The organism is Neorhizobium huautlense (genome assembly GCF_030811685.1).
Lineage (GTDB): Bacteria > Pseudomonadota > Alphaproteobacteria > Rhizobiales > Rhizobiaceae > Neorhizobium > Neorhizobium huautlense_A.
In genome coordinates this window covers 204,868-230,766 of sequence record NZ_JAUSRF010000006.1, presented here as the reverse complement: position 1 = coordinate 230,766, position 25,899 = coordinate 204,868, and the positions used below count along the sequence as shown (strand labels likewise).

Here is a 25,899-nt window from a genome sequence, read left to right as displayed (position 1 = left end):
AGGTCTGATCGCGTTCGATGACAGTATTGTTTCGCCTGATGAAATGGATCATGCGCGCCGTTGCCGGTGTCGTGGCGATTCTGCTCGTCCTGGGCATCGCCGTCATCCTGTTTGTCGGGCTGGTGCCCGCCGGCGGACGCATGGCCGCCGATACCATTTCCTCTCTCGTTTCCACGCCTGACCAGACGGTCAAGATTTCCCGGCTGAAGGGCGTATTGTCCGGCCGTCTGCGCATTGAAGGCGTCACCCTTGCCGACCGTGAAGGCACATTTGGCGAAATCCGCAATATCGCCGTCGACTGGTCTCCGCTTGCCCTCTTGACCGCAAAATTTCATGCAGAACGTATTGCGATCCAGTCCATCTCGCTGACGCGCGCACCGGTCGAGAGCGAGACACCGGCGGAAACGACAGCCAGCGGCAGCGGCTTCTCTCTTCCTGTAGAACTGAAGATCGACCGCCTGGAACTGCCGGACATTCGCCTGGCCGAAGCTCTGGCCGGCCGTGATTTTTCCATCGCTGCCCATGGCGCAATCGATGCGACCTCCGAGCGCGTTGGCCTGAATTTTGCCGCCCACCGGCAGGACCTGCCGGATGCGATGGCCGAGGCCGATATCATATATGCGCCTGAGCAGAATGAACTGAAGCTGAAGGCTTCTGTTGCCGAACCACAGGGTGGCCTGATTGCCCGCCTGCTGAGACTGCCCGGCAATCCGTCCGTGGCCATGGCGCTGGATGGCAGCGGCCCGCTTTCCAACTGGACCGGCCAGTTGGACGGCAATGTCGACGGCGCCCCTGTCATCAGCATCAACGGCAAGCACACCCTCACCGACACCGGTCGCCATCGCCTGGAACTGACCGGTGGCGGCCAGTTGCAGGAAATGCTGCCGCCGGCCATACGTCCGTTCTTCAACGGTCTGACGGCCATCGATGTTGCCACGCGTTTTGGCAACGGTGACCGTATCGAAATCGACAAAGGCAATATCAGCACGGGTGCCGTCAAGGTTTCGGCTTCCGGCGCGCTCGACCAGAAGGGCGACAACAGCCTGACCGCCAGCGTTGCCGGCGCCAACGGCCCGATCGCCATCAACTGGCCGCTGCAGCAGAACCAGCAGGCCCGCCTTTCGATCGACAATGTCAATTTCACGCTGACGGGCGCAGCGACTTCTGCCCGCTTCAACGCAACGGCCGCCATCCGCTCCGCAGACCTGCCGCAGGGCCGGTTCGAGCAGGTTCGCCTGCAGGCGGAGAGCGAGGATCTCGATCTCGTCGAACGCGCAGGCAGTATCCGCAGCCGGCTTACCATCGCCCGTTCCGCCTTTGCCAATGCCGATCTGGACCGCGTCCTGCGTGCACCATTGACGCTGGATGCGCCCATCCGCCTTGCACTTCCGGCCATCGGCCTCGATGCGGCGACGCTTGAAAGTCCCAATCTCAACGGCACGATCAGCGGCGCCTACGACCTTTCCAAACAGGCTGTCACCGGTAATATCCGCATGACCGCCAACCCGGCCGCATTGCCGCCGGCGCTGGCCGGAAAGTTTTCCGAATCGATCGGTGCCGAAGCCTATGTCAACGCCGTCATCGGCGGCCGCATGGCGCTGGAAAACCTGACGATCCGTTCCGGCACCATCGATGGCCACGGCAATATCGTCATCGAGAACCAGAAGATCGACGCAAGGCTTGCCGGACGCCTGCCGGATATCGGCAAGCTTCGCCCGGATGCGAAGGGCGCCGCCGGTTACGACATTGCCGCGACTGGCCCGCTTTCGGCCATGACGGTCAAGGGTGTGATCAATTCGGCAGAAGCCCGTGTCGCCGGCCGCATGATCGAAGCCTTCAGCGTCAATGTCGATGGCACGGCAGACCCCGCAGCACCGCGCGGACGCATCGGCCTGACGACACGTGTCGATGGCAAACAGATCGATGCGGGCTCAGATGTGGCCTATGTCAGCAACCGGCTGTCGACCTCGAACCTGCATGTCGATATCGGCCCCAACAAGCTGACCGGTGGGCTCGATTTTTCCGAACAGTTTCTGCCTCAAGGCAATCTGGCATTCGATTTCCCCGACATCGCCTTGCTTGCCTCATTCGCAGGCCAGCAGGTGCAGGGCGATCTGAAGGGCACGGTCAATTTCGTCAACGCGGGCGATACGCCTTCCGTCGCCATCAAGGCTGGCGGCAACGCGCTCACCCGCAGCGGCATGACCATCACCTCGCCATCGATCGACATGACGCTGCCGAACCTCAGGGCCCTGACGGCCGAGGGCACGATCCGGGCCGCCAGTATCGGTGCCGGCGCACAGGCGTTGAAGGATGTTGCGCTCGGCATCCGCCGCGATGATGTTGCCACGCTGTTCGATCTTTCCGCCCAGTTCGATAACGCGCCGCTTTCAGGCGCCGGTTCGCTGACGCAGAATGAACGAAGCATGACGGTCGCCATCGACCGTTTCACCGCCAAACCGCGCGGCATTGACGTTGCCCTGTCGCGACCCGCGCAGATTGCCATTGCGGACGGCACTGTCAGCTTGTCCGAACTGACCATCAATGCCGGCAATGGCCGCGTGGTTTTGGACGGTCAGGCAGGAAACAATCTCAATCTGACAGCCACCGTCACCACGCTTCCCGCAACGCTTGCCAATGCCTTTGTCCCGAATATCGATGCCGCAGGCGCGATAACCGGCAAGATCGTGGCTACGGGCACGGCTACGGCACCGATTGTCCGCTACGACCTGCAATGGAGCGACGCGCAGCTACGCCAGACCAAGGCCGCCGGTATCGCCCCTTTCCTGATCGAGGCCAACGGCCAGCTTCAGGATAATGTCATCACGCTCGGAACCACGCGCCTGACCAACCCGGACGGTCTTTCGTTTGGCGCCAATGGCTCCATCGGCCTCAAGGACGGCGGCCCCGGCCTGAATGTGAATGCCGAGATCGGCGCGCTGCCGGCAAAGCTCGCCAATGGTTTTCAGCCCGGTCTCGATGCAGCCGGCACCATTTCCGGCTCTGTAAAGGTCAATGGCGGCCTTTCAGCACCCGTGGCCGCTTTCGATATTTCGCTTCGGGATGCAGCCATCAAGCAGACGCGCCAGGCCGCCATCGGCCCGCTTGCTGTGACCGCCAGGGGCCGGTTTGAGAACAATCGGGTCGTGCTCGATGACCTGTCCGGCTCTGGCCAGGATCTCGGCGTTGCGGCAAAAGGCTGGCTTGACCTTGCCGGCGATCGCCCACTGGCAATCGAGGGCAGCATTTCCGCCCTGCCGGCAAAACTCGCCAATGCCTTCAGCCCGAACCTCAATGCGGCAGGCTCGATCTCCGGTACGCTCAATGCCACCGGCAATCTTTCCGCTCCCAGTGCCGTTGTCGATCTTACCGGCAGCAACCTTGCCATCGGCGCAGGCCCGACCTCGTTGAGCGGCCTTCAGGCGCGCCTCAAGGGACGGCTCGAAAATCAGGCCGTGACGCTGGAGACGGCCGACCTCACCGGACCGCAGGGCCTGTCCTTGACCGCGCGCGGCAATGCGGCCCTCTCCGGCGACCGCAAGATCGACGTGACTGCCAATCTCGCTTCCGTTCCGGTGGCGCTTGCCAATGTCTTCCGTCCCGATCTTGACGCCAGCGGCGCCATCAACGGCTCCGTGACGGCATCCGGCACGATCGACAAGCCGAACCTTCGCTATGATCTCGGCACGACCGAAATCCAGACCCGCCAGACACGTCAGGCCGGTGTTTCCGCCCTGCAGATGAGGGCAAAAGGCAATTTCGAAAACGGCACCGCGACACTTGAAGAGACCAGCCTCACCGGTTCCGGCGGTCTGTCCGCCACGGCAACCGGCCGCGTTGTGCTGAACGGAGCCTCAGGCGCTCCTGCTATCGACGTCAATGCCGACATCGCCGCCCTGCCCGCCAGCCTCGCCAACGGGTTCGTACCCGGCCTTGATGCGGGCGGCATTATCGCCGGCAAGGTCACATCGACCGGTACGACTGAGGCTCCGGCGATCCGTTATGACCTGCGCTGGAACGATCTTGCGTTGCGACAGACCCGCGCCGCCGGTTTGCAGGCCCTTCAGCTGAATGCTGCCGGAACGTTCGAACAGGGTGTCGCCAATCTTGAAAGCGTCAAGCTGTCCGGACCCTCGGGCGTTGCGCTCGACGCGAAGGGCTCCGTCAGCCTCGTGGGCGAACGTCCGATCGATGTCACCGCCAATGTCGCATCACTGCCGGCAAGCCTTGCGAATGCCTTTCTCCCGGGCATCCAGACCGGTGGCAACATCACCGGTTCGGCCACGGCAAAAGGCACGATGGCGGCACCGGCCCTTCGCTACGACCTGCAATGGAATGACGCAGAAATCCGTCGTCAGGGTGCTGCCGGCATTTCCGGCATGAACCTGAAGGCGGCCGGCAATTTCGAGAACAATACGCTGAATCTGGCGGAAACGCGCCTCACCGGCCCGCAGGGCATGTCGCTGACGGCAGGCGGCCGCGTGGTCCTCGGCGGCAAGTCCGGTCCCGTGCTCGACGTCAACGCCGATATCAACGCCCTTCCTGCAAGCCTTGCCAACGGTTTCGTGCCCGGCCTCGATGCCGGCGGCAAGATCACCGGCAAGATCACCGCACTCAACAACGCATCCGCTCCGGGCGTGCAGTTCAATGTCGCCTGGGACGATGCCTCCGTCGCACAGACGCGCTCTGCCGGCCTTGCACCTTTCCGGATTTCCGCAAACGGCCGTTTCGAAAACAACACCGTCACCGTCGATACCCGGCTTTCCGGCCAGTCCGGTCTGGCGATTTCCGGAAACGGCTCCGTCGGTCTTGCCGGCAATCGCCCGCTCAACATGAAGATCAATGGCGGCGTGCCCTTTGCGCTTCTCGGCGCACAGCTGGCCGGCCAGGGGTTTGTACTCGAGGGCAACGGCCAAATCGATGTGAATGTCGGCGGCACCGCGACGGCGCCACTGATCACCGGTTCGGCCAGCACATCCGGCGCGCGGCTGATCGATGTGCGCCGCAACCTCGCTCTTGAAAACCTCACCGCCAACATCGCCTTCAACCGCGATCAGGCGACGCTCTCATCGGTCACGGCCAACCTGTCGACAGGTGGCACCGTTTCCGCACAGGGCACGATCGGCATCAATCCTGCCGCCGGCCTGCCGGCCGACCTGACGGTGACGCTTGCCAAGGCTACTTATGTCGATGGCCAGCTTCTGGCTTCGACCGCCGATGGTCAACTGACTGTCAAAGGTCCGCTTCTGACCAACGCCACTCTTGGCGGTCGCCTGAACCTGTCGAAAACGTCGATCACCGTTCCTGCCAAACTTCCGTCGTCTCTGGCAGAACTCAACATCAAGCAGAAGAACGCCCCCGCCGATGTGCGCCGCCAGATGGCCGAGATCCAGCCCAAGGGTGGCAGCGGCAGTTCTTCGGCACTCGGTCTCGACCTCGTCATCAGCGCACCGAGCGGCATCTTTGTCCGCGGTCGCGGCATCGATGCGGAACTCGGCGGCGAATTGAAGGTCACCGGCACGTCGGCAGCACCGAATGTATCCGGCGGTTTCGAGATGCGCCGTGGCCGTATCATCATTCTCACCAAGCGTCTGGATTTCACCGAGGGCAAGATCACTTTCGGTGGTGGTCTTATCCCGGTTCTCGACATGGAAGCCAATACCAGTTCGCAGCAGACCACCATCACGGTCAATGTTGTGGGTGTCGCCAACGATCCTGATATCAGCTTCTCCTCCTCCCCTGCCCTGCCGCAGGACGAGGTACTGGCCCGTCTCGTGTTTGGCCAGTCGATGTCAAAGCTGTCGCCGTTGCAGATCGCCCAGCTGGCCGATGCCGTCAGCCAGTTGGCCGGTGGTGGATCGAACTCGCTTCTCGACACGCTTCGCGCCAATCTCGGCGTCGACGATCTCGACATCAACACGGATTCAAGTGGCCAGACGACGGTTTCCGTCGGTCGTTACATCAACGACCGCACCTATCTGCAGCTCGAACAGGGCGGCAAGGCAGGTGCACGTGCCACCATCAATCTGGATGTCGGACGTGGCGTAAAACTCAAGGCCGGCGCCGGCGGCGATGGCGGTTCGGCCGGTGTGTTTTACGAAAAGGAATACTGATCGGATAAGGCATTCCATCGGTATCTGCTAACCGGCTGATTCCGCGCCGCCTTTTGGCGATCGGTTTAGATTTAAGAAATACTCTTCCCCTACAGTAACCTTCGAATCGATCGACAGCACATCCCGTGCCATCGGCGGCAAGATTATTCGGTTACGGTCGCGAGCACAGTTCAAGGTGCGTCCGCTCCCGTCCAGCAAAGGGCAATGGGGTAGAGTTTCAGATGGCTACGATGGTAAATTCCGTAAGCTATGGCGATGAGAACCTGGAGATCATCGCGTTCCGTCTGCACGATCAGGAATTCTGCGTGAAGACCACGACCATCCGCGAAATCCGCGGCTGGGCACCGTCGACGCCGATCCCGCATGCACCGGCTGACGTCATCGGCGTCATGAACCTGCGCGGCTCGGTCATCCCGATCATCGACCTTGCCTACAAGCTCGGCATGAAGAGCACCGTTGCCAACGAGCGCAGCGCCATCGTCGTTGCCGAAGTGCACAACATGGTCATCGGCATGCTGGTCGATCGCGTGTCCGACATCCTGACGATTTCCGCAAGCCAGGTTCAGCCGGTGCCGGAAGTCTCGGCCTCCTTCGACAAGTCCTTCTCCGAAGGCGTCATCGCCAATGAGAACGGCATGATCTGCTTCCTGAACCTCGCCAAGATGTTCAAGGGCACCGAGGCCGAAGACCTCGCAGCCTGATCACGTTTCCAGGCGATACAAGCATCCACAAGGCCACCCGTTGCGGTGGCCTTTTTTGTTGCATTGCCGGGCAAACCCTTTGTTCACATGTCGCGAAATATTGTGATTCCCGTTCACTTTGTTTCAATTTATTATTAAGTTTTAAATGTCTAAAGTAACCATGAGATGAATCGCCGGTTGTATTCGCCTGCCGTTAGACGAACCGACGAGAACACATAGGCCCTTGGGAGCGAAGAATGTTCGGACTTGGCACGTCAGGCGCACAGCAGGTTGTCGACGCATTATCCAGATCACAGGCGATTATCGAGTTCGACCTTCAGGGCAACATTCTCTTCGCAAACGAGAATTTCTGCCGGGCGCTCGGGTATCGACTGGAAGAGATCAAGGGCCAGCATCATCGCATCTTCTGCGATCCGGCCTATGCGGCGACCGCGGAATACCGGCAGTTCTGGGCCAATCTCGGTTCCGGCAAGTTCGATACTGGCGAATACAAGCGCCACACCAAGGCCGGTGAGGAAATCTGGATCCAGGCCTCCTACAATCCGGTCCTGCGCGGTGGCAAGCCGATAAAGGTCGTCAAGATCGCTGCCGACATCACCGCTGCCAAGGCAAGGGCCACCGAGGACGCAGCAAAACTTTCAGCCATTTCCCACTCCCAGGCCGTCATCGAATTCACGCCGCAGGGCGAAATCCTCGATGCCAACGACAATTTCTGCCAGGGACTGGGCTACACGCTTTCCGAAATCAAGGGCCGGCATCACCGCATGTTCTGCGACGCCACCTATGCCGCCTCGCCCGAATATACCGCATTCTGGCAAAAACTCGCTTCCGGCGAGTTCATCGCCGACGAATTTGTACGTTTCGGCAAGGGTGGCAAGGAAATCTGGATCCAGGCGGCCTATAACCCGATCCGCAACCTGAAAGGCCAGGTCTACAAGGTTGTGAAATTCGCCACCGACGTAACCCCGCGCATGAGCGCCATCACCAGCCTTGGCAATGGCCTGAAGGCGCTGGCCGATGGTGACCTCGAGCAACGTCTCGACATGACCTTCGTGCCCAGCATGGAAGCGACCCGCCACGATTTCAACGAAGTGGTCGCCAAGTTGCGTGCCGCCATGCAGACCGTCGCGGAAAACGCCACCGGTATTGCCGCCTCTTCGAGCGAGATTACCAGCGCATCCGATGATCTTGCGCGCCGTACCGAGCAGCAAGCTGCCTCTCTGGAAGAAACCGCAGCGGCATTGGAAGAAATTACCACCACCGTATCCGATAGCAGCCACCGCGCCGATGAAGCAGGACGTCTCGTCACGCTCACCAAGCAGAATGCCGAGCAATCGGGCCAGATCGTCCGCGATGCCATCGCCGCCATGGATCAGATCAGCAAGTCTTCTGGCGAGATCACCAATATCATCAGCGTCATCGACGAAATTGCCTTCCAGACCAATCTTCTGGCGCTGAACGCCGGTGTCGAGGCAGCCCGCGCCGGTGAAGCCGGCAAGGGCTTTGCAGTCGTGGCACAGGAAGTACGCGAATTGGCCCAGCGCTCGGCGACCGCTGCCAAGGAGATCAAGACGCTGATCAACGCATCCAGCAGTTATGTCTCCAACGGCGTCAGCCTCGTCGGGCAGACCGGATCGGCACTGGGCGAGATCGTTGAGCAGGTTGCGGCTATTCACACCAATGTGGCGGCGATCGTCGAGGCATCCCGTGAACAATCGGCCAGCCTCCAGGAGATCAACCAGGCGGTCAATGTGATGGACCAGGCCACGCAGAAGAATGCCGCCATGGTGGAGGAAACCACCGCCGCCAGCCATTCTCTCTCCTCGGAAGCGGAGAACCTGCGACGCCTGCTGCAACAGTTCCGCATGGGCCGCGCCACAGGCCCGGCCAGCGCTACACCTGTGGCAAGGCATGCGGCCCCTGCGGTTCACACCCGCGCGTCAACCACGCGCCCGGCAGCACGCACTGCCCAGGGCGGCCAGGCGGTTGCCGTATCCGAAGATGGCTGGGAAGATTTCTGACCGTCTTCACATCCCGATCAAACGGAAAAGGGCAGCCGAAACTGCCCTTTTTGTATTCAGGTCGAAAGTCCGGTGATTAACCGAACAGCACCAGGCTGCTCTTGAGGGTCGTCCAGACACCCCAGATAAGCGGAATGCCGACGACAGCCCAGGCGAAGGCCGCCTTGGCATCGAGACCACCCGTGCCGATACCGAACGAACCCGTCGGGCCCGCATTGGCAGCAGCCGTCTTGGCCTGCAGCGAAGCAACTTCTTCATCCGACATGAACCACTTGTCGCCAAGCGGACGCACCAGGAAGTTGGCAACGAGACCGAGAGCCAACATGCCGGCGAGGATGTACATCGTGCCGGTATAGAGTTCCGGACCCGGTGCAACACCTGCGCTGATCTGTGCTTCGCGGATGTAGTTGACGACGACCGGTCCGAGGATACCGGCCGTTGCCCAGGCGGTCAGCAGACGGCCGTGGATGGCGCCAACGAACTGCGTGCCGAAGATGTCGGCGAGGTAAGCCGGAACCGTTGCGAAACCGCCGCCATACATCGACAGGATGATGCCGAAGGCAAGCACGAACAGCGCCTTGTTGCCCATATCGGCAAAGGTCGGAGCCAGCGTGTAGAGGATGATGCCGAGGATGAAGAACGTGTAATAGGTGTTCTTGCGTCCCAGCTTGTCCGACAGCGATGCCCAGACGAAACGGCCACCGATGTTGAAGAGCGAGATCAGACCGGTAAAGCCTGCAGCAATTGCGGCGATCTGAGTCTTCTGGGCAGCATCGAGCTGCGAGAAGGTCAGGTCAGGCAAGCCGATCAGCGAGCCAGCAAAAATTTCCTGCAGCATCGGCGAAGCGACACCGATAACGCCGATACCAGCCGAAACGTTCAGGCAGAGAACGGCCCAGATCAACCAGAACTGCGGCGTCTTGTGCGCATCGCGCAGGTGGACGTGCTTGGTGGTGATCATCGTCGACTTGGAGGCCGGGGGCGTCCAGCCTTCCGGACGCCAGCCGGCCGGCGGAATGCGGTAACCGAAGGCGCCGCCCATCATGAAGACGAAATAGATGACGGCCATGACGACAAAAGTCTGCCAGACGCCGATCGATACATCCGTCTTGAAGAAGTTCATCAGCAGGTTGGCAAGCGGAGCACCGATCATGGCGCCGCCACCAAAGCCCATGATGGCCATGCCGGTTGCCATGCCGCGACGGTCAGGGAACCACTTGATCAGGGTCGAGACCGGGGAAATGTAACCGAGGCCGAGACCGATGCCGCCGATGACGCCGGCACCAACCCACATCAGCCAAAGCTGATGGGTCATGACGCCGAGGGCGGCAACGAGGATACCACCGCACCAGCAAAGAGCCGATACGAAGCCTGCCTTGCGCGGGCCGACCTTTTCAAGCCAGCCGCCCCAGATGGCAGCCGAGCAGCCAAGCAGGACGAAGAACAGCGTGTAGATCCAGCCGAGATCCGAAACGCGCCAGTTGCACTCGGTGCTGAAAAGCGCGGAAACGAGTGTCATGCTGGCGCAGGCTGCGTCCGGCGTACCGGGGATTGCCTTGGTCAACGGCAGCCAGAAAACGCTGAAGCCGTAAGCCATGCCGATGCAAAGATGAATGGCCAATGCTGCCGGTGGCACCAGCCAGCGATTGAAACCTGGTTTCGCAATAATGCGTTCGCGGTCGAGAAGACCGGCGTTGCCTGCAGAGCCTTCGCCCGCAGATGTCGCAACTGCCATGCGCATTCCTCCCTCTGGGAAATAATGTTGAGATCAAGAACGCAACCAATCTTCCCACCCGGCCGCACGCAAACATGCGGTGTCCCCCGGGATCGGGAACGATCGGGCGCTTTGCCATCGGTCTTGGGGGCGATGGTGCGGCGCAAACGCGTTCTTGGCATTTGCCATTAAACAGTCGCTGCCGCCATCGATACGGCAAAATGCCGCAGAAACATCCGCAGGTTAAAAAACCTGTTAATATCGGGCGCTAAATCGTTAAGAACACAACAGAAAAGAGCGATGCAAAGAGGTCACAACCGGATTCTGCCGGCATGTGTGAAAATCTCAAAATCCTCTCCTCGCGCCAAGGCAACGAGCGTCAGGCCCGCAGCTTCGGCCGTTCTGATCGCCAGTGCCGTCGGCGCCGAGATGGCGATGAGAATTGGCGCGCCCAGAATGGCTGCCTTCTGCACCATTTCGACCGAGATGCGACTGGTGACGACCACAGCACCGACACCGCCTTGACGCCCCGCTCGCAGAACGGCTCCGGAAAGCTTGTCGAGCGCATTGTGACGCCCGACATCCTCCCGCACGGCAATCAACCCTTCTCCCGGCACAAAAAATCCGGCGCCGTGCACGGCACGCGTTTGCGCATGCAACGGCTGTGCGTGATTGAGCGCGGAACTTGCCGCCACGACGTCATGCGCCGATAGAACCAGATCCACGGCAGACACATTCGGCACCGGCCGCATGGCCTGTTCGATGGATTCAATACCGCAAAGACCGCAGCCCACAGGCCCGGCCATATGGCGACGACGCGCGCGAAGCGCATCTTCCTTGTCTTCCGCCAGCGTTACCTGAACATCGATCCCGTCGCCTTCCTGCAGAACATCGATCGTTTCGATCTCGGCAAGCGAAGTAATGATACCTTCGGTGAGGCTGAAGCCCGTGGCAAAGTCCTCCAGATCCGCCGGTGTCCCCATCATCACCGCATGGCTGGAACCGCCATAGGAAAATGCGATGGGAACCTCTTCCGGCACGGATCGAACCGCTTCACGCACCACACCGTCGCGACGGATCACCTGCGGAACAGACGCGGTCGTTGCTGTCAGGTTCGTGACGGTATCGTGCGCCGGAGCGGACATGGAGGGCATCCTTATTGCAATAGGCGACCATGATGTGGTCGCTCTAAATAGTCATCGAATTAAAACGCGCAACGGGCATCATCCGCTCTATCGGCGGAAATCCGTGGAACATCGCTTCGACCGGCACCTTTCGCGGCGTCAATCGAGCCCGAGATCGGTCAGGCTCCGGGCCTCGTGCAACAATGCGGAAACCAGTGGCGTAAACGGTTCGCGGTGCGTGGCAACAAGCCCGACGCGGTGACCGACCTTGGGTTCAACGATCGGGATCGTGCGGATACGCGAGGCAAAACCGAACGAATGCGCGACGTTGCGTGGCATGATGCTCGCCCAGTTGCCGGTGTTTACATGCGCCAGAAGCACGACCATGGAATTCGATTCGAGCATGGTGCGGACACTCACACCGGCACTGGCCAGATGCTGATTGATGATGCGGCGATTCTGATTGTCGGGCGTCAGCAGGCAAAGCCTCAGCCCCGCCATGTCCTTCCAGCTCACCTGTTTGCGGTCGGAAAGCGGCGTGTCCTCGGCCGTCACCAGCGTATAGTGCTCGGCATAAAGCGGCACGGTGGTCACCCGCCCAAGCGGCTCGTTGTCGAGATAGGTCAGACCGGCATCGATCTCGAAATTCTCCAACTGGCTCAACACCTGCAATGACGTGCGCGAGACCACGGAAAAGGTGACATCCGGATGTTTGGCCTGGAATGGCCCGGTCAGTTTCGGCACCATGGCAAGCGCGGTGGGGATCGCCGCCAGCCGGATATGTCCGGCCAATCCCTTGCGAGCCGCCCGCATTTCCTCACGCATGGTCCGCGTATCACCGACGATCCGTCGCGCCCATTCCAGCACGCGCTGGCCTTCCGGTGTCAGCCCCTGAAAACGCGAACCGCGCACGACCAGCCCCACACCGAGACTTTCTTCCAGCTGGCGGATCGCCGCAGACAAGGTCGGCTGGGAAATGCCGCAGTCCTCCGCGGCGCGCCCAAAATGCTGCTCGCGCGCCAGTGCGATGAAAAATTCAAGCTTGTCGATCATGGAAACTCCCTCGGCATAAAGGGCTAGCCGGTTCCGAGCACCAATTCAACAGCTTGAGATCATTAGTGGATCAGAGCTTCAACGCATCCGCTATGCCTTTGAGAAGTTCGGCGCTATGTCGCAGCGCCCTCTGCTCCGCGGGGGAAAGGTCGGGCAGCATATCCATGCTCACGCCATTGGCGCCGATGACCCGCGGCAATGACAGCGCCACCTGCTCGATCCCTGCAACATGATCGGTCACCAGCGACACCGTCAAAACGGCACCTTCATCGCGGGCAATGGCCCTGACGATACGGGCGATCCCGGCACCGATGCCATAATAGGTCGCCCCCTTGCCCTCGATGATCTTGTAGGCGGCGTTGCGCACATTGTCGTCGATGTCAGCCCGCACCTTCTCCGTCAGCGGTGCACCGATCTGTTCCGCGAAGGAGGCGAGATCGACAGAGCTGGCGCGCGCACTCTCCCAGACCAGAACTTCACTATCGCCATGTTCGCCGATCACATCGGCATGGATCGATTGCGGCGAGATGTTCAGGTGCCGGGCGATGAGACTGCGAAACCGCGCGGTGTCGAGAATGGTGCCGGAGCCGATCACACGTTGCGCCGGCAGGCCGGAAAGGCGCTGGGTGATGAAGGTAATCACGTCCACCGGGTTCGAAGCGACAAGCAGGATGGGATTGCTGACAACAGCCAGAACCTGCCCGACGATCTGCCGAAAGACTTCCGTGTTGCGTCCCAGAAGCTCAAGCCGCGTTTCGCCGGGCTTCTGGCTGGCACCGGCGGCGAGGATGACAATACCGGCGCCGTCGAGATCCGAATATCCCCCGGCCCTCACCCGCGTTGCCGACATGAAGGGCACGGCATGGGCGATATCCTCGGCCTGCGCGATCGCCAGGGCCTCATTGCGGTCGATGATGACGACCTCGCTGGCATAACCAGTAATGGCGAGCGCAAAACCCACCGAACTGCCGACCATGCCTGCACCGATAATACCGACCTTCATGAAAAACACTCCGTGATATCTGCTGTTCAATATAGAGTGGACGGATACGACGTCCTTGATCCTAGCCGATCTGCGTTGCCTTCAGCCGGTCCTCATCCAGCACGATGCCCAGCCCTGGCGCATCGCCCAGTTCAAGCCAACCCTCCCTGTGGGCAAGAGGTGCGATCAACGGATAATCCCGCCGCGCCTCGCTCCATTCCGGATTGTCGTAAGGATATTCGAGGAAAGGCGCATCTCCCGCCCCTGCGGTCAGATGCGCATTGGCCAGCACACCGATGCCATTGGTCCAGCTATGCGGCGTGAAGGTGACGCCCGCCTCGCGCGCCTGATAGACCAGACGCCGACAGCCGGTGATGCCGCCGACCAGAGCGACATCCGGCTGGATAACATCGAAGGCGCGTTCCTCGATGATATCGCGAAACTCGTAAAGCTCGCGGGTCATCTCCCCGCCGGCTATGCGAATGGAGGTGGCTTCCCGCAATGCCTTCATGCCCTTGCGATCAGAACGGTGCAGCGGTTCCTCCATCCAGTAGATGCCGAGCCGTTCCAGTTCCTTCGCCACGGCCAGCGCATCCTTGAAGGTCCATGCCAGTGTCGTATCCCAGGGCATGCGCCAACCCTGGTTACAATCGACCATCAGTTCCAGCCGGTCACCGACGCGCGCCCGGATCGCCTCCAGAGCTTTTACATCGTCGCGCCAGCTTGAGCGCCCACCGGCCGAAGACGAGAACCGCACCTTCATCGCGGTAAAACCTTCGTCTAGATAACGTTCGGCCTGCGCGGCCATCTCAGCCGGTTCGCGCAGCACGCCGGAAGACGCATAAAGCCGGACACGATCGGCGCGCCCACCCAGCATGCGCCAGACCGGCTCCCCCGTCACCTTCCCGGCCAGATCCCACAGCGCCAGATCGAGCGGCCAGCAACGGCCGTAGTGAAAATTGATATGCGACAACACTTCGTAATGGCGTTCCAGATGACGCGGGTCATGGCCGAGAAAGAGATCCTCGTGGCCCTCGAAACCCTTCATCAGGTCGCCGGAACCGATGCCCTCGCGACCATCCTCATCACGAACACGGACGATGGTGGTATCGAAATGATGGCGAGGACGACCGTCCCAACTGGCCTTGAAAGACGGGTCGAGCGGCAGCCGATGGTGTGAGATTTTGATCGATGCGATACGGCTCATCTGCCCTCACCCGAATTGCTGCCAGATCGTCTTCAAATCGCAATATTTGTCGATCGCGTGCACCGAACGGTCGCGCCCGAAACCGGACTGCTTGAAGCCACCGAAGGGTGTCGCAAAATTCGACATGTCATAGGTGTTGATCCACACCGTGCCGGCATGCAGGCTTTCCGAAAACCGGTGCGCGCGATCCATGTCCCTGGTGAACACGGCACCGGCCAGACCGTAGATCGTGTCATTGGCAAGCCGCAGCGCCTCTTCCTCCGTATCGAATGGAATGGCAGCCAGAACCGGCCCAAAGATTTCCTGGCGGGCGAGGGTCATGTCGTTGGTCATGTCCACGAAGACACCGGGCGAGACGTAATAACCGCCGGACTCAGACAGCACCTGCTCGGCACCGAAGGCGCGCCTTGCCCCTTCCCTCTCGCCTTCCGCGATCAACCCGAGCACCTTGTCCATATGGGCCTGTTCGATCAGGGCACCGATCTGTGCTGAAGGTTCGAAAGGATGGGCAAGCGTGATATCGTTTCTCGTCACTGCTTCGATCTTCTCGATCAGCGCTTCTTGCACCGAACGTTCGACCAGCAGGCGTGTCGAGGCATGGCAGGTTTCGCCGGAATTGTAGAAACAGCCCCAGGCCACGGCGGAAGCCGCCGCATCGAGATCGGCATCGGCAAAGACCACGAGCGGCGACTTGCCGCCAAGCTCCAGCGCCACCCGCTTGATGTTGGATTGCGCGGCATATCCCATGATCAGCTTGCCGACCTCGGTCGAGCCGGTAAAGGCGATCATGTCGACATCCATGTGCAGGGCCAGCGGCTTGCCCGCCTCCTCGCCATACCCGGTGACGACATTGAACACGCCGGGGGGCAGGCCTGCTTCCACGGCAAGCGAAGCCAACCGGATGGCCGACAGCGACGACTGTTCGGCCGGTTTCAGCACGACGCAATTGCCGGCAGCGATCGCCGGGCCGAGTTTCCACGCATCGATGATCATCGGATAGTTCCACGGCGTGATGGCGCCGATAACCCCGAGCGGCACTTTTCGAACCAGCGCAAGCGCATTTGGTCCCGTTGGTGCGATCTCGTCATAAAGCTTGTCGATTATCTCGGCATAATACTGGATGCCATCGGCACACAGCCGCACGTCGACATTCAGCGAGGCAAGCACCGGTTTGCCGACATCGATCGTTTCCAGAAGCGCCAGTTCCTCGGCATGGGCGCGAATAAGTTCCGCCCAGGCGAGCATGATACGCTTCTTTTCCAGAGGTTCCTTATGCCGCCAGATACCGCTTTGAAACGCCTTGCGCGCCGAGGCGACAGCGGCATCGATATCGACCGCATCGCCGCGCGCCAGCACCGCCCCCGGCCTGCCGTCCATCGGTCGCGTCCGGGCAAAGGTTTTGCCGGAAGCTGCGGCGCGATATTGTCCATCGATAAAACACCGGCCCTCGAGCGTCAGCACGGCCAGCGCATTTTCCCAATGCTCCCTTGTAAAACTCCCTGTCATCGGAGCGACCTCGGCAGGGACATGATCATCGCGGCAAACCGATCGACATCGTCATCCGAGACATCACGGATCGTGGCCCTGCGCATCGGGCGATTTTCCGTCGCGCGCATCTCGGCGGCAAGGTCATCGGAAGAATAGGCATCGAAGGCAGCCGGCAGTGCACGATGGATATCGCAGCGATCCATCAGATCACTCACGCAGGCAGGCAGCATGGCAGCTGTCTCCAGGCCAAGAGCCCTTGCCGCCGCATCCAGTTCCGGTGTTCGCGCCGCCACCAGCCATGGCAGTGTCGCTTCAAAAGCCAGCGCCGTCGCAAGACCATGATGGACGGGGCCAAGGCCCGCCATCGCATGGCTGATATTGTGGGCGATCGCGGTGCCGCAATTGTCGATGGCGATGCCGGCGTAACACGAGCCGAGCAGCACCCTGCCACGCGCCTCGAGATCAGCCGGCGACGTCACCGCCGTTTCCAGCGAGCCGGCAACAAGCCGCAATGCCTCATGGGCGTAAAGCTGCGCACCCTTGTGGGTATTGCGGTTGGTGGCGGCCTCGAAGGCATGAATGAGGGCATCCATGCCGCACCACGCCGTCAGGTGCCGCGGAAGTGTCACCGTGAGCGCCGGATCGAGAATGACGAGATCGGCCTTGGTCTCCGGCCCCCATATCCAGAGCTTTTTACCTTCGGGGCCGGTGAAGATGTTGGTGGCGGAGGTTTCCGAACCGGTACCGGCCGTGGTCGGCACCATGATCTTTTTCAGCGGGTTTTTGGGCAGTGGTTTGGCAGCCAGCGCATAAAACATCGGGTCCTGACCCGAGGCTGCGCAGCAGGAGGTGATCTTGGCGATATCGAGCGCCGAACCGCCGCCGACACCGATGACAAGCTGCGCACCACGCGCCGCCCGCATGGCCGCCTGCAGATGGGAAAGTTTCGGCTCGCCGGCAAAATCGGCAAACAGCGAAGCGATAATGCCATGCGCTCTCAGGTCATCGATCAACCGGTTGGCAAGACCGGTCGCCGCCAGAAAGCTGTCCATGACGACCAGTGCCCGGTCGATACTGCCAAGCGTGGCTGCAGCCGCGCCGATTTCGGAGAATGAACCGGCCCCGAAGCGCATGTCCGGAATGAAGGAATTGGAAAACATCAATGCTGCCCGCCCCCATGAAGTGACGGTATCAGCATGCCTGATCGGTCAGGATGCGCAAGACGGCAAATCCGCCAGAGCGGTTCATTGTTAAATGGAACCAGTTCTGCCGGAGCAGGTTTTCGTCGGGGCAGTGGCGATTGGCGAAGTGCATACCTCCCGGTACGTGCGAGCCAATCGCCGCTGATCCCGGGGGAAAGATGCCCGGCCCTAAAGGGTTGGCTGAAACGGGCCGCCTGATCGCATGGCCGGCTTGGCCGTATGCTTTGGCTACGATACGCGCCGGCCATGCGACCATCCGACTCCGTTTGAGCCAACAGAACTGATTCCATTTAACAATGAACCGCTCTAAACGAAAAAGGCGACCCGAAGGCCGCCTCATCATTTGATCCAAACCGGTGTGCAGCCTCAGGCCGCAACAACCGTGTTGTTCAGATGCGTCAGTTCTGCGAGGAACTGCTCGAGCTTCGTCTTGTGCTCGTCGCTATCGGCGTTGTCGATTTCCTTCTGGGCGTGCTCGATACGCGTCTGCAGCGTGTCGCGCGTCACGGCCTGAAGGGCCATTGCCGATTCGGCCAGCAGCGTGCAGCCGGTCGGCAGGATGTCGGCGAAGCCGCCGAAAACGACATACTTTTCCGTCTGGCCGGAAGCCAGCTTAACGGAAACGACGCCCGGCTTGATGGTCGTCATCGTCGGTGCGTGATTGGCCAGCACCGTCATCTCGCCAAGGGTCGCCGGGATAACGACTTCGCTCACCTTTTCGGAGACGAGAAGACGCTCGGGCGATACGAGTTCAAAATTGAAGGTGTCGGCCATGACGGTCCACTTTCAGATGATGTTGCAGGCAGGAACCGACGGCGCGTTTTGGACGCGCCGTCGAAACGTCAATCGGATCAGTCAGCAGCCTGAAGCTTCTTGGCCTTTTCCATGGCTTCTTCCATGGAGCCGACCATGTAGAAGGCAGCTTCCGGCAGGTGGTCGTACTCGCCGTTGACGAGTCCCTTGAAGCCCTTGATCGTGTCTTCGAGAGCAACCAGCTTGCCCGGCGAACCGGTGAAGACTTCGGCGACGAAGAACGGCTGCGACAGGAAGCGCTCGATCTTGCGGGCGCGGGCAACCGTCAGCTTGTCTTCTTCCGACAGTTCGTCCATGCCCAGGATCGCGATGATGTCCTGAAGCGACTTGTAGCGCTGCAGGGTCGTCTGAACCTTACGGGCGACTTCGTAATGCTCTTCGCCGACGATCATCGGGTCGAGCATGCGCGAGGTCGAGTCGAGCGGGTCAACGGCCGGGTAGATACCCTTTTCAGCGATCGAACGCGACAGAACCGTCGTTGCGTCCAAGTGGGCGAACGAGGTTGCCGGTGCCGGGTCGGTCAAGTCGTCGGCGGGGACGTAAATGGCCTGAACCGAGGTAATCGAACCGGTCGTGGTCGTGGTGATGCGTTCCTGCATCTGACCCATGTCGGTTGCGAGCGTCGGCTGATAACCAACGGCCGAAGGAATACGGCCGAGCAGAGCCGACACTTCCGAGCCAGCCTGCGTGAAGCGGAAGATGTTGTCGACGAAGAACAGAACGTCCTGGCCCTTGTCGCGGAAATCTTCAGCGATGGTCAGACCGGTCAGGGCGACGCGAGCGCGCGCACCCGGCGGTTCGTTCATCTGGCCGTAAACGAGAGCAGCCTTGGAGCCTTCGCCACCGCCGTGCTTGTTCACGCCCGATTCGATCATTTCGTGGTAAAGGTCGTTACCTTCGCGGGTACGTTCACCCACGCCGGCGAAGACCGAATAACCACCGTGCGCCTTGGCGACGTTGTTGATCAGTTCCATGATGAGAACCGTCTTGCCAACGCCGGCGCCGCCGAACAGGCCGATCTTGCCGCCCTTTGCGTAAGGAGCGAGAAGGTCGACGACCTTGATGCCGGTGACGAGGATCTGGCCTTCAGTTGCCTGGTCGACGTAAGCCGGGGCTTCCTGGTGGATGGCGCGCAGATGCGTGCGGTCCAGCGGGCCTGCTTCGTCAACCGGCTCGCCGATGACGTTCATGATACGGCCGAGCGTATGATCGCCAACCGGAACCGAGATCGGTGCACCGGTGTCAGCAACCGGCTGGCCGCGAACCAGACCTTCGGTCGAGTCCATGGCGATGGTGCGGACGGAATTTTCACCGAGATGCTGCGCAACCTCGAGAACAAGGCGGTTGCCATTGTTGTCGGTTTCAAGTGCGTTCAGGATCGGCGGCAGTTCGCCTTCGAACGATACGTCGACGACGGCGCCGATAACCTGGGTGACCTTGCCGGCAGCGGCAGGCGCGCTCTTGGCGCGGGTCTTCAGGGTAGCTGCTCTAGCCATGTTTCTTACCCTTTCTAAGGACTTCAGAGCGCTTCCGCGCCGGAGATAATTTCAATGAGTTCCTTGGTGATCTGTGCCTGACGCTGACGGTTGTAGGACAAAGTCAGCCTGTTGATCATATCACCGGCATTGCGGGTCGCGTTATCCATCGCGGACATCTGCGCACCGTAGAAGGAAGCGTTGTTTTCGAGGAGCGCCCGGAAGATCTGCAAGGCCACGTTCTTCGGCAGCAGTTCTTCGAGGATTTCCTGTTCGCTCGGCTCGTATTCGTAGAGTGCTGCGGCAGCGTTATCGCTTTCCGTAACCTCTTCGAACTTGGCCGGGATGATCTGCTGGGCAGTTGCCACCTGCGAGATCACCGACTGGAAGCGTGCGTAGAACAGCGTGGCGATATCGAACTCGCCAGCGTTGAACATGGTCAGCACCTTCTGCGCCACCTCATCCGCCTGAACGAAGCTGAGCTGCTTCACTTCGCGGAAGGTGATGTAGTCGACGATGTTCTCGCGGAAGGAACGACGCAGGATGTCGTTGCCCTTACGGCCGACCGTCAGGATCTTGACCGTCTTGCCTTCCGACAGGAGCTTCAGCGCGTGGTCGCGGGCAAGGCGGATGATGGAGGAGTTGAAGCCCCCAGCCAGACCGCGCTCGCCGGTGGCGACCACAAGAAGATGAACCTGGTCCTTGCCGGTGCCCGTCAGAAGCAGAGGTGCTTCCGCGTTGCCGGCATTGGCAGCCGAAAGGCTGGCCAGAACCTTGCCCATGCGTTCCGCGTAGGGACGAGCGGCTTCGGCAGCCTCCTGAGCGCGACGCAGCTTTGCCGCGGCGACCATTTTCATCGCCTTGGTAATTTTCTGCGTCGCCTTGACGGAGGCGATCCGGTTTTTCAGATCCTTAAGTGAAGGCATCCGTTATCGGTCCTCGGGCTAGTTCCGGTTTCAGGCGAAAGACTTGGCGTAGGCGTCGAGCGCAGCCTTCAGCTTTGCCTTGGTGTCGTCGGAGACCTGCTTCTCGGTGCGGATCGCATCGAGAACCGGCTTGCCTTCGCCACGCATGTAGGACAGCAGACCCTGTTCGAACTTGCCGACGTCGGAAACCGCGATCTTGTCGAGGTAGCCGTTGACGCCTGCGAAGATGACAGCAACCTGTTCTTCGGTCTTGAGCGGCGAGAACTGCGGCTGCTTCAGGAGTTCCGTCAGACGAGCACCACGGTTCAGCAGGCGCTGGGTCGAGGCGTCGAGGTCGGAACCGAACTGGGCGAACGCGGCCATTTCACGATACTGGGCAAGCTCGCCCTTGATCGAACCGGCAACCTGCTTCATGGCCTTGATCTGAGCGGCGGAACCAACGCGCGAAACCGACAGACCGACGTTAACGGCCGGACGAATGCCCTGATAGAACAGGTCGGTTTCAAGGAAGATCTGGCCGTCGGTGATCGAGATCACGTTGGTCGGAATGAAGGCCGAAACGTCGTTACCCTGCGTTTCGATGACCGGCAGAGCCGTCAGCGAACCATTGCCGGCATCGTCGCCCATCTTGGCGGCGCGCTCGAGCAGACGCGAGTGCAGATAGAAAACGTCGCCCGGATAAGCTTCGCGGCCCGGCGGGCGGCGCAGCAGAAGCGACATCTGACGGTAGGCAACAGCCTGCTTGGAAAGGTCGTCGTAACCGATCAGGGCGTGCTGGCCGTTGTCACGGAAATATTCGCCCATGGCGCAACCGGCGAACGGTGCGAGGTACTGCATCGGAGCCGGGTCGGAAGCCGTAGCGGCAACGATAATCGAGTACTGCAGGGCGCCGCGCTCTTCCAGAACCTTGACGAACTGGGCAACGGTCGAACGCTTCTGGCCGATAGCAACATAGACGCAGTACAGCTTGTCGCCGTCTGGGCCGTTGTCGTGAATGGCCTTCTGGTTCAGGATCGTGTCGAGAATGATGGCGGTCTTGCCAGTCTGGCGGTCGCCGATGACGAGCTCGCGTTGGCCACGACCAACCGGGATCAGAGCATCGATGGCCTTGAGGCCGGTCGACATCGGCTCATGAACCGACTTGCGCGGAATGATGCCGGGAGCCTTGACGTCGACGCGGGCGCGGCGGGTCGCATTGATCGGGCCCTTGCCGTCGATCGGGTTGCCGAGCGCGTCAACGACGCGGCCGAGCAGTTCCGGACCAACCGGAACGTCAACGATGGCGCCCGTACGCTTGACGGTATCGCCTTCCTTGATGGCGCGGTCGGAACCGAAGATAACCACACCGACATTGTCGGCTTCAAGGTTGAGGGCCATGCCGCGGACGCCGCCGGGGAACTCGACCATTTCGCCGGCCTGGACGTTGTCCAGACCGTAAACGCGGGCAATACCGTCACCGACGGAAAGCACCTGGCCGACTTCGGAAACTTCGGCTTCCTTGCCGAAATTCTTGATTTGATCTTTCAGAATTGCGGAAATTTCCGCGGCGCGGATGTCCATCAGCCAACCTCTTTCAGTGCAAGCTTAAGGGTGGAAAGTTTGGTGCGAAGGGAGGTGTCGATCTGGCGCGAACCAACCTTGACGATCAAGCCGCCGAGGATCGACGGGTCGACAGTCACATTGATGGTGACATCCTTGCCAGTGACGCCCTTCAGCGCCGTCTTGAGTTCTTTGTCCTGCGCTACGGTGAGCGCATGCGCCGAAGTAACTTCGGCAACAACTTCGCCGCGGTGAGCCGCAGCAATGTCCTTGAACGAGCGAATCATGCCCGGCAGCGCGAAGAGGCGACGATTACCGGCAACGACCTTGAGGAAGTTCGCAACGACCGGACCGAAAGCGGCCTTTTCAGCGACAGCCGCAACGGCAGCGCTCTGCTCCTCGGAGGTGAAGACCGGGCTCGCCACGAGGCGGCGCAGATCTTCGCTCTCATCGAGCATCGCCTGAAACCGGTCAAGATCGCCAGCGATCTGCTCGATCGCATTGGTCTCGACAGCCAGCTCGAAGAGCGAGGATGCGTAACGTTCGGCAACGCCGGAAACGCGCTGGGATGTGTCTGCCACGGGCACAAGTTCCCTGATTGTCATCCAAACATCTGGCCCGCTTTGAGCGAGCTAGTCAAACGCTTGAAATCGTTTCAATTTTTTAAGACGCGCAGGGAGGACCCCCCTGTCATTCTTTTTAATTCGCGGTTCGTCTAGCATAGGACGTTTGGACTCGCAACACGCGCAGGGGCGCAAATCGGCCTCTCTGTGGTGGGTTTGCCCGCTTTTAAACGCTTTCCGCAAAAGCTTTTGGCGCGACCGGTGGTCACAGCGACGTGGAACCGGTCAGAAATACCCTAGGGAATAACCGAGAGGGCCTGCGGCGAGCAGAAGCTGCAGCACCAGAAACGCCAGATTGCGGGCGACAAAACCACGATCGAGAAAGACGGACAGAAGTCGCCCGAACGCGGAAAACCCGAGAGCGACGCCGACCATGAGATAATAATAATCCTGGGCGAACAGGAGCGCGCAAAGCGGCAGGCCGAAATAAAGGCCACCAGCCGACCGCGTGGCGCCGTATCCCTCCGGCGTGATCTGCCCGACCTGAAATCCACCCAACCGCAGCGCCGTTCCCGGCAATGCCAGCAGAAAAAGACCAAGCAAGGCGGTGACGACCGATGCCATGAAGGCGATCTGTTCGGGCGTTTCGGTCGGGAAATAGAATTCCATGAGGCGTTTGCTCCACGCATGCGTAAGATGAGGGTGTGTAGCAGCTAACCGGTCATGGTTAAAGAAAGCTCTGCGGATCGACGTCGAGCTGTACCTGAACGGAACCGCGCTGTTTCGGCCCGGAATTGAGCATCACACGCAAAAATGCCTGCATGTCGGAATTGCGCCGGCCATGCACGAGAAGGCGGAAACGGTGGCGTCCGCGCACCAGCGCCAGCGGCGCTTCGGCGGGACCGAGCACGGAAATACCGGTCACTTTCGGAGCGGCAGCGCGCAAGGCCCGCGCATGGGTTTCGGCATCGGCACGCGTATCGGCCGACACGATGATCGAGGCCAACCGCCCGAATGGCGGCAGGATGGCTTTTTCGCGCTCGTTGATTTCGCGCTCGTAGAAGGCCGAAGCATCGCCAGACACGATCGCCTGCATGACCGGATGCATGGGCTGATAGGTCTGCAACAGGCCAAGGCTCTTCAAGCCGGTACGACCGGCGCGACCAGTGACCTGGCTCAAAAGCTGAAACGTCCGCTCGGCAGCGCGCGGATCACCATTGGCCAGGCCCAGATCGGCATCGACGATGCCGACCAGCGTCATCAGCGGAAAATTGTGGCCCTTGGCGACGAGCTGCGTGCCGATGACGATATCGGCTTCACCATTGGCGATCGCCTCAAGTTCCAGCCGCATACGCTTCACGCCACCGAGAATGTCGGAAGACATGACGATGGTGCGGGCATCGGGAAAATGTTTCTCCACCTCTTCGGCGATACGCTCCACCCCCGGGCCGCAGGCAACGAGATGATCGAACGTGCCGCAATCCGGGCAGTGTTCCGGCGTGTGCTGGTGATAGCCGCATTGATGGCATTGAAGCTGGCTCTTGAACCGGTGCTCGACCAGCCAGCTGGAACATTGCGGGCACTGGAAACGATGACCGCAGACACGGCAAAGCGTGAGCGGTGCATAACCACGCCGATTGAGGAAAAGCAGCGCCTGCTCCTTGCGCTCGATCGTGCGTCCCATCGCTCGCAACAATAGCGGCGAGAGAAAACCGCCACGTTCCGGCGCGTGCCGGCGCATGTCGATCAGATGCAGGTCCGGCAGGGCCGCATCACCGAAACGGGTCGGCAGCTGCACGAGATTGTAACGGCCCGACAGGCCATTGACCTGACTTTCCACCGAGGGCGTGGCCGACACCAGCACGACAGGAAAATCGCCGATGCGGCCGCGCACCACCGCCATGTCGCGGGCATTATAAAAGACGCGATCTTCCTGCTTGTAGGCAGGGTCATGTTCTTCATCAACGATGATGAGACCAAGCTCCTCGAAGGGCAGGAAGAGCGCCGAACGGGCACCGGCCACCACGCGCACCTCGCCGGTGACAACGCCGCGCCAGACCTTTTCACGCATGCGCGGAGAGAGGTCGGAATGCCACTCGCCGGGCTTGGCGCCAAAACGGTCTTGAAAGCGCTCGAGGAAAGCCGGCGTCAGCGCGATTTCCGGCAAAAGGATCAGCACCTGCTTGCCGCGCCGCAGCGTTTCGGCAATCGCCTCGAAATAGACCTCCGTTTTGCCCGACCCGGTGACGCCATCGATCAGCGACGCGGAAAACCCGCCATCACGAATGGAGGCGACGATTTCGGCGGCGGCTTCCTTCTGCACGCCTTCGATACGCGGCGCTGCATAATCCGGTTCCGGCTTCGCCACGACAGGTGGTGGCGGCAAGAAAACCGTTTCAAAAACACCCTGCGCCGTCAGCCCATCGATGACACTCATGGAGACGCCGGCAGCATGCGCCAGCCCGCTGCGCGTCCATGGAATATCTTCACCCCTGGCGATATCCAGCACGCGCACACGCGCAGGCGTCAACCGTTCCGGCTGGCCGCCGACATAACGCACGGCCTCGACCATCGGCTCGGGATCAAGTGCCGCCGGTGCTCTGACCGCCATGCGCGCCACTAGGCCCGGCGGCGACAGTGTGTAAGCGGCAACCCAATCGACGAAATCGCGCATTTCCCTGGAAAGCGGCGGACAATCGAAAGCGAGCGTGATCGGCCGCAGTTTCTTCGGATCAAGCCCGTCCTGACTTTCGCCATCCCAGACCACACCGATCAGCTGGCGCGGCCCGACCGGCACCTGCACGACCGAACCCGGCTCGACATGCATGCCCTCCGGCACGGCATAACTGTAAGGCACCGGAACAGGCAAAGGCACAAGCACGGGCACCACACGCTTCAGCGGCGGCGCCTCGAACAGTGAACCGAAAAGACTGGAATTATCTGTGCCCAAATTACCTATGCCCGTGTGCGGCGACCAT

Annotated in this window: 17 protein-coding genes; 3 read left to right on the top strand and 14 right to left on the bottom strand. The window is 60.8% G+C overall.

The window, feature by feature from the left end:
* The first annotated feature begins 17 nt into the window (after positions 1-17).
* From J2T09_RS11175 to J2T09_RS11165, 3 genes are all read left to right on the top strand, one after another.
* Positions 18-6,113, top strand: a complete 6,096-nt coding sequence (locus J2T09_RS11175) for a translocation/assembly module TamB domain-containing protein (RefSeq protein ID WP_306834291.1) — start codon at positions 18-20, stop codon at positions 6,111-6,113.
* A gap of 221 nt (positions 6,114-6,334) precedes the next feature.
* Positions 6,335-6,814 (top strand): chemotaxis protein CheW, encoded by a 480-nt coding sequence (locus J2T09_RS11170; RefSeq protein ID WP_153355374.1) that lies wholly within the window; start codon positions 6,335-6,337, stop codon positions 6,812-6,814.
* Positions 6,815-7,050: 236 nt separating this feature from the next.
* On the top strand, positions 7,051-8,835 hold the full coding sequence (locus J2T09_RS11165) for a methyl-accepting chemotaxis protein (RefSeq protein WP_306834288.1): 1,785 nt from the start codon (positions 7,051-7,053) through the stop codon (positions 8,833-8,835).
* A 76-nt stretch (positions 8,836-8,911) separates the two neighbouring features.
* On the opposite strand, the gene J2T09_RS11160 is transcribed toward J2T09_RS11165, so the two are convergent.
* The 14 genes from J2T09_RS11160 to J2T09_RS11090 all read right to left on the bottom strand — a co-directional run bounded on the left by J2T09_RS11160 (position 8,912) and on the right by J2T09_RS11090 (position 25,871).
* A complete protein-coding gene (locus J2T09_RS11160; protein ID WP_306834286.1) occupies positions 8,912-10,570 on the bottom strand; it encodes an OFA family MFS transporter in 1,659 nt (552 codons plus the stop codon).
* A 290-nt stretch (positions 10,571-10,860) separates the two neighbouring features.
* The gene (gene fdhD, locus J2T09_RS11155; RefSeq protein ID WP_306834538.1) at positions 10,861-11,661 is read right to left on the bottom strand and encodes a formate dehydrogenase accessory sulfurtransferase FdhD; all 801 of its coding nucleotides are present in this window, start codon (positions 11,659-11,661) and stop codon (positions 10,861-10,863) included.
* 171 nt (positions 11,662-11,832) lie between these two features.
* On the bottom strand, positions 11,833-12,726 hold the full coding sequence (locus tag J2T09_RS11150; protein ID WP_306834284.1) for a LysR family transcriptional regulator: 894 nt from the start codon (positions 12,724-12,726) through the stop codon (positions 11,833-11,835).
* Between the two features lie 70 nt (positions 12,727-12,796).
* Entirely contained in the window at positions 12,797-13,729 is a 933-nt protein-coding gene (locus tag J2T09_RS11145) for an L-lactate dehydrogenase (RefSeq protein WP_306834282.1), read from the bottom strand.
* A gap of 61 nt (positions 13,730-13,790) precedes the next feature.
* On the bottom strand, positions 13,791-14,915 hold the full coding sequence (locus J2T09_RS11140) for a mandelate racemase/muconate lactonizing enzyme family protein (protein ID WP_306834280.1): 1,125 nt from the start codon (positions 14,913-14,915) through the stop codon (positions 13,791-13,793).
* Positions 14,916-14,921: 6 nt separating this feature from the next.
* Positions 14,922-16,421 carry an aldehyde dehydrogenase gene (locus tag J2T09_RS11135; protein WP_306834278.1) on the bottom strand — a complete coding sequence of 500 codons (1,500 nt, stop codon included), beginning with the start codon at positions 16,419-16,421 and terminating at the stop codon, positions 14,922-14,924.
* Positions 16,418-17,563 carry an iron-containing alcohol dehydrogenase gene (locus tag J2T09_RS11130; RefSeq protein WP_306834276.1) on the bottom strand — a complete coding sequence of 382 codons (1,146 nt, stop codon included), beginning with the start codon at positions 17,561-17,563 and terminating at the stop codon, positions 16,418-16,420. Before J2T09_RS11130 ends, J2T09_RS11135 begins: the two co-directional genes overlap by 4 nt.
* A 408-nt stretch (positions 17,564-17,971) precedes the next feature.
* Complete coding sequence (locus J2T09_RS11120; RefSeq protein WP_306834274.1) at positions 17,972-18,379, bottom strand: F0F1 ATP synthase subunit epsilon; 408 nt, start codon at positions 18,377-18,379, stop codon at positions 17,972-17,974.
* 77 nt (positions 18,380-18,456) lie between these two features.
* A complete protein-coding gene (gene atpD, locus J2T09_RS11115) occupies positions 18,457-19,914 on the bottom strand; it encodes a F0F1 ATP synthase subunit beta (protein WP_306834271.1) in 1,458 nt (485 codons plus the stop codon).
* A gap of 23 nt (positions 19,915-19,937) precedes the next feature.
* Complete coding sequence (locus tag J2T09_RS11110) at positions 19,938-20,819, bottom strand: F0F1 ATP synthase subunit gamma (RefSeq protein WP_306834269.1); 882 nt, start codon at positions 20,817-20,819, stop codon at positions 19,938-19,940.
* Between the two features lie 30 nt (positions 20,820-20,849).
* The gene (atpA, locus tag J2T09_RS11105) at positions 20,850-22,379 is read right to left on the bottom strand and encodes a F0F1 ATP synthase subunit alpha (RefSeq protein WP_306834266.1); all 1,530 of its coding nucleotides are present in this window, start codon (positions 22,377-22,379) and stop codon (positions 20,850-20,852) included.
* Positions 22,379-22,945: a F0F1 ATP synthase subunit delta gene (locus tag J2T09_RS11100; protein WP_306834536.1), complete on the bottom strand. Its 567-nt coding sequence runs from the start codon at positions 22,943-22,945 to the stop codon at positions 22,379-22,381. Before J2T09_RS11100 ends, atpA begins: the two co-directional genes overlap by 1 nt.
* A 261-nt stretch (positions 22,946-23,206) precedes the next feature.
* Positions 23,207-23,590, bottom strand: a complete 384-nt coding sequence (locus tag J2T09_RS11095; protein WP_306834265.1) for an AGROH133_08824 family phage infection protein — start codon at positions 23,588-23,590, stop codon at positions 23,207-23,209.
* A 58-nt stretch (positions 23,591-23,648) separates the two neighbouring features.
* Positions 23,649-25,871, bottom strand: a complete 2,223-nt coding sequence (locus J2T09_RS11090) for a primosomal protein N' (protein WP_306834263.1) — start codon at positions 25,869-25,871, stop codon at positions 23,649-23,651.
* Positions 25,872-25,899 lie beyond the last annotated feature (28 nt).

What these genes read in the sequence shown, in the direction of transcription:
- J2T09_RS11165 (WP_306834288.1), top strand. Translation starts at nt 7,051, where the DNA reads ATGTTCGGACTTGGCACGTCAGGCGCACAGCAGGTTGTCGACGCATTA.
- J2T09_RS11135 (WP_306834278.1), bottom strand. Translation starts at nt 16,421, where the DNA reads ATGACAGGGAGTTTTACAAGGGAGCATTGGGAAAATGCGCTGGCCGTG.
- J2T09_RS11145 (WP_306834282.1), bottom strand. Translation starts at nt 13,729, where the DNA reads ATGAAGGTCGGTATTATCGGTGCAGGCATGGTCGGCAGTTCGGTGGGT.
- J2T09_RS11140 (WP_306834280.1), bottom strand. Translation starts at nt 14,915, where the DNA reads ATGAGCCGTATCGCATCGATCAAAATCTCACACCATCGGCTGCCGCTC.
- J2T09_RS11130 (WP_306834276.1), bottom strand. Translation starts at nt 17,563, where the DNA reads ATGTTTTCCAATTCCTTCATTCCGGACATGCGCTTCGGGGCCGGTTCA.
- J2T09_RS11160 (WP_306834286.1), bottom strand. Translation starts at nt 10,570, where the DNA reads ATGGCAGTTGCGACATCTGCGGGCGAAGGCTCTGCAGGCAACGCCGGT.
- J2T09_RS11110 (WP_306834269.1), bottom strand. Translation starts at nt 20,819, where the DNA reads ATGCCTTCACTTAAGGATCTGAAAAACCGGATCGCCTCCGTCAAGGCG.
- J2T09_RS11170 (WP_153355374.1), top strand. Translation starts at nt 6,335, where the DNA reads ATGGCTACGATGGTAAATTCCGTAAGCTATGGCGATGAGAACCTGGAG.
- J2T09_RS11095 (WP_306834265.1), bottom strand. Translation starts at nt 23,590, where the DNA reads ATGGAATTCTATTTCCCGACCGAAACGCCCGAACAGATCGCCTTCATG.
- atpD (WP_306834271.1), bottom strand. Translation starts at nt 19,914, where the DNA reads ATGGCTAGAGCAGCTACCCTGAAGACCCGCGCCAAGAGCGCGCCTGCC.
- J2T09_RS11120 (WP_306834274.1), bottom strand. Translation starts at nt 18,379, where the DNA reads ATGGCCGACACCTTCAATTTTGAACTCGTATCGCCCGAGCGTCTTCTC.
- J2T09_RS11175 (WP_306834291.1), top strand. Translation starts at nt 18, where the DNA reads ATGACAGTATTGTTTCGCCTGATGAAATGGATCATGCGCGCCGTTGCC.
- atpA (WP_306834266.1), bottom strand. Translation starts at nt 22,379, where the DNA reads ATGGACATCCGCGCCGCGGAAATTTCCGCAATTCTGAAAGATCAAATC.
- J2T09_RS11150 (WP_306834284.1), bottom strand. Translation starts at nt 12,726, where the DNA reads ATGATCGACAAGCTTGAATTTTTCATCGCACTGGCGCGCGAGCAGCAT.